Origin of the sequence: Lamprobacter modestohalophilus, assembly GCF_016583905.1 — a bacterium.
Classification (GTDB): domain Bacteria; phylum Pseudomonadota; class Gammaproteobacteria; order Chromatiales; family Chromatiaceae; genus Lamprobacter; species Lamprobacter modestohalophilus.
In genome coordinates this window covers 1-11,490 of the sequence record NZ_NRRY01000085.1, presented here as the reverse complement: position 1 = coordinate 11,490, position 11,490 = coordinate 1, and the positions used below count along the sequence as shown (strand labels likewise).

The following is an 11,490-nucleotide window of genomic DNA, read 5'->3' as shown; positions in this document are numbered from 1 at the left end:
CGTGATGGCCCGGTCTTTGTGAGTCTCTGTCATTGGTCTGCTCCGCTACCTTGGTTGACGATGGGTTCTCATCATCGCTTATTGTGCCCGCTCGGGGTGTGTTGGAGGAGCGGGGCGGACCATTCCATTACCGATGGTGAAGTAGCGCTTCGATGGGATCGGCGGCAGTTCTTTGAGGCTAACGCTCGTTTCCAGCATAGGCTTCGACCCGCGATTTCAATTTTTGTCCGGGCCGGAAGGTGACAACACGCCGCGCAGTGATCGGTATCTCCTCACCGGTCTTCGGATTCCGCCCTGGTCGCTGCTTTTTCTCGCGGAGATCGAAATTGCCGAAGCCGGAGAGCTTGACCTGCTCACCCTGCTCTAAGGCCGCGCGGATCTCCTCGAAAAACATCTCGACCACGTCCTTGGCCTCGCGCTTATTCAGCCCGAGCACTTCGAACAGATGCTCTGCCATATCCGCCTTGGTGAGTGCCATAAAAACCTACTCTGCTCCTCAAAACCATCAGGGGAGGCCGCAAATAAGCCTGCGCCAAATAACCAACACGGCCGGCGCCGAGACGCCCGAACTCCGCGTCGCCAGGGCTCAGGTCCGTCGCTTCGCTCCCAGTTCTTGCTCGAGCCGCTCGACCACGGCCTGCACCACAGCGTCCACCTCAGCGTCGATCAGTGTCTGAGAAGACGCCTGTAAAATCAATCCGAAAGCCAAACTTTTGTGATCCGCTTCGATCTTGTCACCCTGGTATTGATCGAACAGGATCAACTGCTTGAGCAAATCGCCGGCACTGGCCATCACCGTCTGCCGCACCCGCTCGAACGGCAGCGTCGCTGGGACGACGATCGCCAGATCGCGGCGGATCGACGGAAACCGCGACAGCGGCTCGAACGCCGGCCGCTCGCCAACGCCAAGCGCGGCGAGGTCGATCTCGAACAGCTGCACCTCATTGGGCAGCTCAAGCCGTCGCGCCAACAGCGGATGCAGGGTGCCGATCCAGCCAATCGACTGCTCGCCGAGCCAGAGTTCGGCACTCTGCCCAGGATGCAGCGCCGGGTGCGCGTCAGACTCGGTGGCGGGCGGCCCTAACCGGAGCGCATCGAGCCGACCAGTCTGCGTCAACACCGCCTCGAGATCGGCCTTGAGGTCGAAGAAGTCGACCAGGCGTCTAGCCGCACCCCATTGTTCAGCCAATACCGGACCCACCACCGCGCCCGCCAGACTCGGTGACTGACGAAGGTTTTCAGCGCCATCGAGAAACCGCAGCCCGGTCTCGAAGAGACGCACGCGTGGCTGCTGACGCGCTAGGTTTTGCCGCATCACCTGAATCAGACCCGGCCAGAGGCTGCTGCGCATCACCGAAAGCTCAGCCGAGAGCGGATTGGCAAGGCTCAAGGGCGCCGATGATGGGCGTGGATCAAACGAGCCGTTTTGCTCCGGGCTGACGAAGCTGTAGGTGATCGCCTCGAAGTAGCCGCGGGCGACTAAGGTGCGCCGTGCCAGTTGCAGATCAAAAGCCATCTCTTGCGGCGCGCGGGTGAATGCCGCAGAGCGTGCATGGGTCACCGGGATCGCGTTGTAGCCGTAGATCCGACCAATCTCGGCGATCAGGTCGACCTCACGCTGGATATCAAAGCGCTGCGAGGGCGCCGTCACCTGCCAGCCTTCGGCGCCGACATCATCGCGCGCGCGGTTCTCATTCGTCCCCTTCGCGCCAGCGCTGTGCTCGCCAGCATCATCGTCGCGGCCCCTCTCGAGGCTGGGCTCCAGCGCCATCCCGAGCCGGCTCAGGATGTCCACCACCTGCGCGTCGTCGGGCGCGATGCCAAGCACCTGTCGAATACGGGTGCGCCTCAGTAGCAGCGATGCCGGCTGCGGCAGATCGCCCTCAGAGCATGCTTCGACCACAGGCCCAGGGCGACCGCCAGCAATCGACAGGAGCAGCGCGGTGGCGCGCTCGATGGCCCGCTGCTGCAGCATTGGATCGACGCCGCGCTCGAAACGATGCGATGAATCGGTATGCAGCCCATAGCGGCGCGCCCGTCCAGCAATCGCCTCAGGCGCGAAGAACGCGCTCTCGAGCAGGATGTCACGGGTGGTCTCGGAGACGGCGCTGGCAGCCCCCCCCATGACACCCGCCATCGCCACTGGCCCGTTACTGTCAGCAATCACCAAGGTGTCGTCATCGAGTTCGACCGCCTCATCATTGAGCAGCGCCAAGCGCTCGCCGGACTGAGACAGCCGCACCTGAATCGGACCCTCGAGCTTTTCGAGATCGAACGCATGCAATGGCTGACCGAGTTCGAGCAGCACATAGTTGGTCACATCAACCATCGGCGAGATCGGCCGCAGCCCACTGCGACGCAGCCGCTCTGTCATCCACAACGGCGTCTCGGCACTCGGGTCGAGCTCGCGAATGATGCGACACAGATAGCGCGGGCAGGCGGCTGGAGCCGCAAGCTGCACGCTGTAGCGATCATCATGGGCCGGCGCCACCGGTGTTGCCGCCGGCTCGGTCACGCTCAGGCGGTTGAGCACACCGACCTCGCGCGCGACGCCGGCGACACTCAGGCAGTCGCTGCGATCGGGCGTGAGATCCAGCTCGATCGCCTGGTCGTCCAGCGCCAGCCAAGCGCGCAGGTCCTCGCCCACCGGCGCATCGCCCGGCAGGGTCATGATCCCTTCCGAGCGCTCGGCCAAGCCCAGCTCAGAGGCCGAGCAGATCATGCCCTGCGAGGCGACACCTCGCAGCTTGGCCTTTTTGATCTTGAAGTCGCCGGGCAGCACGGCGCCGATCCGCGCCACCGGCACACGCTGCCCGGCCGCGACATTGGCCGCACCACAGACGATCTGCAGCGGCTCTTCCTCGCCGACATCGACCCGACAGACCCGCAGCTTGGTCGCATCCGGGTGTGGCTCAACGGCCATGACCGCCCCGACGGCGACCCCAGAGAAGACGGGCGCAACCGGCTCGAGTGCATCGACCTCGAGGCCAGCCATGCTGAGCTGATCGCAGAGCGCCTGCGCCGCAAGCGGCGGATTCACCCACTCGCGCAGCCAGGATTCACTGAAGCGCATAAAGCACCCCGCGGAAATGCACCGTTCGGGCCATACACTTGTTCACGTTGGGTTAGGTATCAGGGCAAGTGGGATCAGGCGAACTGCGACAGGAATCGCAGATCGTTCTCAAAATAGAGTCGCAGATCATCGACGCCATAACGCAGCATCGCTAGACGCTCCACGCCCATGCCAAAGGCGTAGCCGAGCCATTGCTCGGAATCGATGCCGACCTGGCGAAACACCTCCGGATGGATCATGCCGCAGCCCAAGACCTCCAGCCAGCCGCTCTGCTTACAGACTCGGCACCCCCGACCGCCGCACTTGACGCACTGCACGTCGACCTCGGCGGAAGGCTCCGTGAACGGGAAGTATGAAGGGCGGAAGCGCAGCTTGAGATCATCCTGTTCGAAGAAGTTGCGCAAGAAGTCGTAAAGCACGCCCTTGAGATCAGCGAAGGTCGCCTCGCGATCGACCAGAAAGCCTTCCACCTGATGAAACATCGGCGTGTGCGTCAGATCCGAATCGCAGCGATAGACGCGTCCGGGCGCGATGATGCGCAGCGGCGGCGGTTGAGTTTCCATCACCCGAATCTGTACCGGCGAGGTATGGGTGCGCAGCAGCCGGCCATCCGGGAAGTAGAAGGTGTCATGCATCGCCCGCGCCGGATGATGCGCCGGGATGTTGAGGGCCTCGAAGTTATGGTAGTCGTCCTCGACCTCTGGACCCTCAGCGATGCTGAATCCGGCATTGGCGAACAGCCGCTCGATGCGAGCCATCGCGCGCGTCACCGGATGCAAAGCACCTGGCGTTTGACCGCGCCCAGGCAGGGTCACATCGATGCGCTCGTCACGGAGCTGCACCGCGAGCTGCTGCTCCTCGAGCACGGCGCGCCGCGCCTCCAACGCATCCTGAACCACCCGCTTCGCGTCGTTGATGCGCTGACCCGCGGCTGGCCGCTCTGCTTTCGGCAAGGCACCGAGCGACTTCAGTTGTGCGGTCAGCACACCACTCTTGCCTAGATAGCGCACCCGCACATCATCGAGCGCAGCAAGATCTGCAGCCGCGTTGACCGCCGCTAGCGCGGCAGACTCGAGGTCCGCCAGATCAGGGGTCGGATCGGCATCGATCGGATCGGCATCAGGGCGTTGCGTCATGGGTTCCTCTAGCACCATCGCGCACCGTCCCGCACAGGGGACAGCGCGTCGAACGTCGCTCGCTACGTCGTTAAGAGGCTTCAGCCAGGGCTGCCTTGGCCTGCTCAGCCAGCGCACCGAACGCCGGCTCATTCTCGAACGCAAGCTCGGCGAGCATCTTGCGATCGATCTCGACGTTGGCCTTGTTGAGCCCGTCGATCATGCGGCTGTACGACAGCCCATGCAGGCGCGCGGCGGCGTTGATCCGCGCAATCCAGAGCGCGCGGAACTGGCGCTTACGCTGACGGCGATCGCGGTAGGCGTACTGACCGGCCTTGATGACCGCCTGCTTGGCGACCCGATAGACCTTGCTGCGGGCACCATAATAGCCCTTGGCTTGGTCGAGGACCTTCTTGTGGCGAGCGTGCGCGGTCACGCCGCGTTTAACGCGTGGCATATCTCTTCTCCGAAGTATTCAAATCGTCATGGCAGAGCAGGCTTAGCGGAGCAGGGGCTTGGCGGAGCAAGCTTGGCAGAGCAAGCTTGGCTCAGCCGCCAATGTATCCCGACTCAGCGACCACAAGGGGGCTCAGCAATAAGGCATCATCCGACGTGCCGCCCGGTTGTCGGACTTGTGCAGCAGGTGATTCTTACGCAGCTGACGTTTCCGCTTGGTCGCCTTCTTGGTCAGGATATGCCGCCGATGCGAGGCATTGCGCTTGAACAGTCCGGATGCTGTGCGCGCGAATCGTTTCGCGGCACCACGATTGGTCTTGATCTTGGGCATTTTTCACTCCGTAGTGTGCTTGCCGCCGATCCAGTCGGCAGCTTATTGGATGCGGCGCATCGGAAGCCCGGCCCGGGCGCCGCGTATCGGGATACTCTCGACGAACAACGGTTAACGTACAGAGCGCATCGCCACTCGGCTGATGAAGCGCTTATTTCGCACTCAACCTACACTCAACCTAATAGAGCGCGGCGCAACCCTAGACGATGAAACTACGCCTTAGACGGTAACGTTGACGCGATAACCTTAGTGCTTCTTCGGCCCGAGGACCATAATCATCTGCCGCCCTTCCATCTGCGGCTGTTGCTCGACAATGCTGATGTCGGATAGGTCTTTTTCGACCCGCCGAAGCAATTCGAGGCCCAACTCACGGTGCGCGTGCTCACGGCCACGAAAACGCATGGTGACCTTCGCCTTATCGCCCTCATGCAGGAACCGGGTCAGGTTCTTGAGCTTGACCTGATAGTCGCCGATATCGGTGCCAGGTCGAAACTTGACTTCCTTAACCTGAACCTGCTTTTGCTTTTTGCGCGCCTCGTTCTGTTTCTTTTTCTGATCGAACCGAAAGCGCCCGTAATCCATCAGCCGGCAGACCGGCGGATCGGCGTTGGGATCGATCTCGACGAGATCCAGGCTCACTTCAGTTGCTTTCTGAATGGCATCAGCGAGGTCGAGAATACCGACCTGGCCGCCATCCTCGGCAATCAAACGGACCTGTGGAACCGAGATCTCCTCATTGACGCGGTTGCGTTTTGGTGCAGCGATAGCAGACTTCCTCCGAACTACGAAAAGACCGATAGCAGCGCGATGCCCGGCAACCCAGGGCCCAGCCTGGAGTCCAGCGCACAGCGACGCTCGATAACAACACGCCCATCGGGCCGCGCAACTCCTAGCTTACATAAACGGCTAACATAAACGCGGAAAAGCGGACGGACCGAACACAGAAGCCCAGGATGCCAGTGGTGACTCAGGACTGAATGGCTCCGTTTGCACGCTCGGCAACCTCGGCACCGAGTCTCTGCGCCAACGCGTCGAGACCCACCACACCCAAATCTGTGCCTTGGCGATTCCGCAGGGCCAGGGTCTGACTCTCCATCTCGCGATCGCCAGCCACCAGCAAGTAGGGCACCTTCTGCAACGTGTGCTCGCGAATCTTAAAGCCGATCTTCTCGTTCCTCAAGTCGGAATCGACACGGAACCCCTTATCGCGCAACACCTTAGCCACCTGCTCGGCGTAGTCACGCTGATGATCGGTAATCGTCAGCACAACCGCCTGCACCGGCGCCAGCCAAAGCGGCAACGCACCTGCGTAGTGCTCGATCAAGATACCGATGAAACGCTCCATCGAGCCAAGGATAGCGCGGTGGATCATCACCGGCACCTGCTTCGCATTGTCCTCGCCGATGTAATAGGCGCCGAGCCGGCCTGGCATCGAAAAATCGACCTGGATGGTGCCACATTGCCAGGTGCGGCCGATACTATCGCGCAGCGTGAACTCGATCTTGGGGCCATAAAAGGCGCCCTCACCCGGCTGCACACGGAACTCCAACTCCTTGTCGCGTAGCGCCTTATCGAGCGCCGCCTCGCCCTTGTCCCAGAGGTCATCGCTGCCAACCCGCTTCTCCGGACGCAACGAGAGCGCCAGATCGATCTGATCGAAGCCGAAGTCGTGATAGGTCTCGAACACCATCTCGATCAGCGTCGCAACCTCTTGCTGCAGCTGCTCTTCGGTGCAGAAGACATGCGCGTCGTCCTGGGTGAAGCGGCGCGCGCGCATCAGTCCGTGCAGGGTGCCGGAGGGCTCACTGCGATGCACAACACCGAACTCGGCGATCTTCAGCGGCAGTTCACGATAGCTCTTCAGCCCCTGATTGAAGATCTGGATATGCCCCGGACAGTTCATCGGCTTGATCGCGTAATCGCGCTCATCCAACTGCGTCGTGAACATATCGTCGGCGAACTTTTCCCAGTGCCCAGAGCGCTCCCAGAGCGAGCGATCCAACACCTGCGGCGTCTCGACCTCCTGATACCCATACTCGTCGAGCTTGCCGCGCATGTACTCCTCGACCTGGCGATAGATGATCCGGCCCTTTTGGTGCCAGAACGCCATCCCCGGCGCCTCGTCCTGAAAATGGAACAGGTCGAGTTGCTTGCCGAGCTTACGATGATCGCGCTTCTCGGCCTCTTCAAGCCGACGCAGATAGGCCTTGAGCTCCTTCTTGTCGCGCCAGGCGGTGCCGTAGATGCGCTGCAGCATGACATTGCTGGAATCACCGCGCCAATAAGCGCCAGCCAGCTTGGTCAGCTTGAAGCCATTGCCCAGCTTGCCGGTGCTGGGCAGATGCGGACCGCGGCAGACATCGAACCAGTCGCCCTGACGGTAGACCGAGACCTCTTCGCCTTCCGGGATGATGTCGTTAATGATCTCGACCTTGTAGGCCTCACCGAGATCGCCAAACACCGTCTTCGCCTGCTCGCGCTCCCAGACCTCGCGTTGGATCGGAAGATCGCGCTTCACGATCTCGTGCATGCGCTGCTCGATCGCGGTCAGATCATCGGGGGTAAAGGGCTCATCGCGCGCGAAGTCGTAATAGAAGCCGTTCTCGATCGCCGGACCGATGGTCACCTGCGTGCCTGGGTAGAGCTCTTGGACGGCCTGCGCCATCACATGCGCCGCATCGTGACGCAACAGCTCCAGCGCAGCCTCATCGCGACTGGTCACAATAGCGACCTCAGCATCGTCCGCTACCAGATAAGCCGCATCGACCAGCTGGCCATTGACCCGACCTGCCAACGTCGCCTTCGCCAGACCGGCCCCGATATCAGCGGCAATCGCCTGCACTGTCACGGGCCCCTCGTACTGCCGCTGGGAGCCATCTGGAAGGGTGATCGTTGGCATCTCGAAACCTCTCGGGGTCAGTGGTGGCCGATACGAGGAGCCACATGAAATAAGGAAGACAGCCGCAATGCGCCCGCCAGAAACCAAAAACCGCCAGCCCCAGATACGCGGTGCGCAAATGCGCCCCGGCCAAGGCTGACGGCTCCGGTGGCCCGGCACCATCCCTGTTGCCGACGACCGACTGATTGGTAGGCGCGATTGGACTCGAACCAACGACCCCCACCATGTCAAGGTGGTGCTCTAACCAGCTGAGCTACGCGCCTGTCGAAGCCGCACAGAATATATCTCCCCTTAACGCTTGGCAAGCGAAAATCGCGACAAAATCGTCCAGAACGCACAAAACCCTTGTGGCCACACACCTGATCTCTTAACATGCTCGGCTGGTTGGAGGCTCCAACCAGCCTCCTCTCGCCGATGTAGCTCAGGTGGTAGAGCAACTGATTCGTAATCAGTAGGTCAGCGGTTCGAATCCGCTCATCGGCTCCATATTTTGAGTGCTCAAGGCCACTGTGCCGGATTCGTTGGGTTCTCGGAACCAAACAGGTCGATCTCGCGCTACCCTGCTGTCCGTCCGACGAGCGCCGGACGAACCTTGTCCCTTTCGAGGCGAGTCCCCTGTTCGATCCTCGTGACTGCGCCATGTTTTGGCCCTGCGGTCTCTCGCGTATCGCCCGCTGCTGGGCACCGGAATGCTCCCCGGTGCCTTAGACTATCGCTCAACGATAGCGAGGGCGGAATGATGATGCTGTTAGCGCTTGTTGCAATTGTCAGTGGTCTTGGAGTCTTGGTCTGGAGTGCTGAGCGTTTTATCGATGGCGCGTCTGGAACCGCTGCTCACTTCGGGATGCCGCCGCTGGTCATCGGGATGGTGATCGTCGGCTTTGGCACCTCGGCACCAGAGATGGTGGTGTCGGCGTTCGCGGCCTTGGATGGTAGTCCGAACCTTGCGCTTGGTAACGCCCTTGGCTCGAATATCGCGAATGTTGGACTGATCTTGGGGTTAACAGCGCTGATTGCGCCGATCTCTGTGCATTCAGCGATTATTCGCCGCGAGCTGCCGCTGTTGCTGGGGATCGGCGCGGTCGTCGGCGTGCTGCTTTGGAGCGGCAGCCTGACGCGGATCGAGTCGGCATTATTGTTAGCGGGGTTTCTGGCCTTGATCGGCTGGACGTTGTTCAGCGCGTTGCGCGCTCCTGGCGACACCCTTGAGGCCGATTTCAGCCAGGAGATGGCAGAGCATCCGATGCCGCTCAGGCGTGCGGTGTTTTGGCTGGTCGTGGGTCTGCTGTTGTTGATCGTCAGCTCGCGCGTGCTGGTTTGGGGCGCGGTGACCATCGCGCAGACCCTCGGCGTCAGTGATCTTGTGATCGGGTTGACCATCATTGCGATTGGGACCTCGCTGCCAGAGCTTGCCGCCTCATTGATTGCGGCGCGCAAAGGGGAGCACGACATTGCGATCGGCAACATCGTCGGCTCGAACATGTTCAACCTGCTGGCGGTGATCGGCATTGCGGGTTCCATCACGCCGATTGCGGTCATTCCAGCGGAGGTCATGATGCGCGATTGGCCCATGATGATGGCCGGCACGGTCGCGCTCTTTGTGATGGGCTATGGCTTTCGGGGCAGACAGGGCCGGATCAATCGGCTCGAGGGCGGCATCCTGCTGTTGACCTTCATCGCGTACAGCGCCTATCTGGTGCTGAGCACGCTCCCTGCCTAGACCTGCCTAGACCTGCCTAGAAAGGAATGGTCGCAAGGAGCCGTTGCAATGAGTGCTCGGATCGCGGCAGAGAAGAACATCAGCCTTGGCACAGAAACAGTGCAAGTTCACTTGCCTAGCGACGCCCGTCGCCTGGATCGATACTATTTTCTCGGCAGTGGTCGGCAACAATCGCCAGCAACTCTTTGCCATAGCGGGCGACGGTCCGCTTGCCGATGCCGTTGATCGCGACCAAGGCCTCTGGGCTATCTGGCAACGTCCCTGCAATCTGGCGGAGCACGGCTCGGGTCAGGATGCGATAGCGGGTGACGCCCTCACGCTCTTCCTCGACCGCCTTTTGTGCGCGCCAGCGTCTGAGCGCCGCCAACAGCCCGGGATCTTCGGTGTCATCTTGGTCGGCGTCCGCCCTGTTCGCCTCGGCGGCACCGCCGGACTTGGCGGCGATCTGGGCTGTTGCCACGGCATTGAGATAGGCCGTCGTCGTGAACTGCTGCCGACAACTTGCGAGGCAAGCGGTCTTGATCGCCAGGGCCTCGCGGAGGTCGTCGACGGCCTGGCGAACCGCCTTGCCTAGCGCCTTGTTATCGGTCCCAAACGAGAACGCATCCAACCAAGGTAGCAGCCCACGCTGCAGCTGATCGGAGAAGTAGGCCGACGCCTTGCGGACTCGCTCCTGCAGATGCGCATCCTCTTCCGGAATCTGCTCCGCTCGGTAGAGGGATTGGATCTGGCGCCGGAACTTAACGCCGACGCTGACGACCTGCTCGAGCGTCTGCTGCTCCACTGTCTGCATCGCGTCATCCATCGCGTCATCCATCGCGTCACCCGGCCCACTACTGCTCGCGTCTGTCCCGCGCACGTCGATGACCCGCCGATTCTCTCGCAGGAGACCGAGCAGCTTACGCAGACAGACACCGATCCGATCGAAGTCCCAGCAGTCCTGCAGCAGTCGCTGTTGGTAAAGGGTACGCGCATGATCGAGCTGCTCCTGAGTCGGCGGATGACGGCTCGCCTCGGTGACGTAGTGCGAGACCCGCTGATCGGTCATCACCGCCCGGCGCGGGATCGGTGTGCTGAGCACCAGGCCCTCGAAGGTCTTACAGCGACTCAGTGCGACGTAGACCTGCCCATGGGAGAAGGCCGCGCCGGCGTCGATGATCGCACGCTCGAAGGTCAGCCCCTGGCTCTTGTGGATGGTAATGGCCCAGGCTAAACGCAGCGGGTATTGCACGAAACGGCCAATGACCTCCTCGGAGATCGCTTGGGTCTGCGGATCGATGCGGTAGCGGATGTTCTCCCAGGTGACGGGCTCGACCTCGATCGGCGTGGCATCCCCGGGACAGCGCACCAGGATACGATCGCGCTCAAGCTGGGTGACGGTGCCGATCTTGCCGTTGAAATAGCGCCCTTCCGATGCACTGTCGTTGCGCACGAACATGACCTGGGCACCCTGCTTGAGGGACAACACCTTGGCGGTTGGAAAACTCTGCTCAGGATACTCACCTTGGATCTCCGCGGTGAAGCTCCGGGACTTGGCACCGAGCCCCTGCAAGCGCGTCTGATTGATCCGATCCGCACTCTGATTGTGGGTGGTCAGGGTGATGTAGCCGTCCGATTCCCGAGGTACAAAGTCGGGTCGATGACGAGCATTCAGCCGCTCAAGTGCGAGGTCGTCGAGTTGGTTGTCACGCACCCGATTGAGCAGGTCGATGAAATCCGCATCCGACTGCCGGTAGATATGCTGGAGGGCGATCGAGATCAAAGCGGTCGGCCTTGATCATCCCTTGGTCCAAAACTGAGTATTCCGGTAGGCGATCAACCACGCTGAAGGCGTGGCAGGAGCGCCGGGTCGGCGTACCCTTGGAAGTGCAAACTGACCGAGGGAAAAGCCGTTGC

At 61.5% G+C, this 11,490-nt stretch carries 9 protein-coding genes and 2 tRNA genes; 2 read left to right on the top strand and 9 right to left on the bottom strand.

Annotation, left to right across the window (positions count from 1 at the left end):
• Positions 1-178 precede the first annotated feature (178 nt).
• The 8 genes from ihfA to CKO42_RS24770 all read right to left on the bottom strand — a co-directional run bounded on the left by ihfA (position 179) and on the right by CKO42_RS24770 (position 8,137).
• On the bottom strand, positions 179-478 hold the full coding sequence (gene ihfA, locus CKO42_RS24805; RefSeq protein ID WP_200251299.1) for an integration host factor subunit alpha: 300 nt from the start codon (positions 476-478) through the stop codon (positions 179-181).
• Positions 479-586: 108 nt separating this feature from the next.
• On the bottom strand, positions 587-3,073 hold the full coding sequence (pheT, locus tag CKO42_RS24800) for a phenylalanine--tRNA ligase subunit beta (RefSeq protein ID WP_200251296.1): 2,487 nt from the start codon (positions 3,071-3,073) through the stop codon (positions 587-589).
• Positions 3,074-3,147: 74 nt separating this feature from the next.
• Positions 3,148-4,209, bottom strand: coding sequence for a phenylalanine--tRNA ligase subunit alpha (gene pheS, locus CKO42_RS24795; protein ID WP_200251292.1), 1,062 nt, complete (start codon positions 4,207-4,209; stop codon positions 3,148-3,150).
• A 70-nt stretch (positions 4,210-4,279) separates the two neighbouring features.
• Positions 4,280-4,645: a 50S ribosomal protein L20 gene (gene rplT / locus CKO42_RS24790; protein WP_200251272.1), complete on the bottom strand. Its 366-nt coding sequence runs from the start codon at positions 4,643-4,645 to the stop codon at positions 4,280-4,282.
• Positions 4,646-4,777: 132 nt separating this feature from the next.
• Positions 4,778-4,975: a 50S ribosomal protein L35 gene (gene rpmI, locus CKO42_RS24785; protein WP_200251268.1), complete on the bottom strand. Its 198-nt coding sequence runs from the start codon at positions 4,973-4,975 to the stop codon at positions 4,778-4,780.
• A gap of 246 nt (positions 4,976-5,221) precedes the next feature.
• On the bottom strand, positions 5,222-5,773 hold the full coding sequence (gene infC / locus CKO42_RS24780) for a translation initiation factor IF-3 (protein ID WP_420844343.1): 552 nt from the start codon (positions 5,771-5,773) through the stop codon (positions 5,222-5,224).
• A 169-nt stretch (positions 5,774-5,942) separates the two neighbouring features.
• On the bottom strand, positions 5,943-7,874 hold the full coding sequence (gene thrS / locus CKO42_RS24775) for a threonine--tRNA ligase (RefSeq protein WP_200251266.1): 1,932 nt from the start codon (positions 7,872-7,874) through the stop codon (positions 5,943-5,945).
• 186 nt (positions 7,875-8,060) lie between these two features.
• A tRNA-Val gene (locus tag CKO42_RS24770) sits at positions 8,061-8,137 on the bottom strand.
• A gap of 147 nt (positions 8,138-8,284) precedes the next feature.
• Here CKO42_RS24770 and CKO42_RS24765 point away from each other — a divergent pair.
• Together CKO42_RS24765 and CKO42_RS24760 are read left to right on the top strand one after the other, a co-directional pair.
• Positions 8,285-8,360 (top strand) — tRNA-Thr (locus tag CKO42_RS24765).
• Positions 8,361-8,610: 250 nt separating this feature from the next.
• Positions 8,611-9,594, top strand: coding sequence for a calcium/sodium antiporter (locus CKO42_RS24760; protein ID WP_338034998.1), 984 nt, complete (start codon positions 8,611-8,613; stop codon positions 9,592-9,594).
• Positions 9,595-9,709: 115 nt separating this feature from the next.
• Here the strand turns inward: CKO42_RS24760 and CKO42_RS24755 are convergent, their stop codons facing one another.
• Positions 9,710-11,356, bottom strand: coding sequence for an HRDC domain-containing protein (locus tag CKO42_RS24755; RefSeq protein ID WP_242479680.1), 1,647 nt, complete (start codon positions 11,354-11,356; stop codon positions 9,710-9,712).
• Positions 11,357-11,490: the final 134 nt, after the last annotated feature.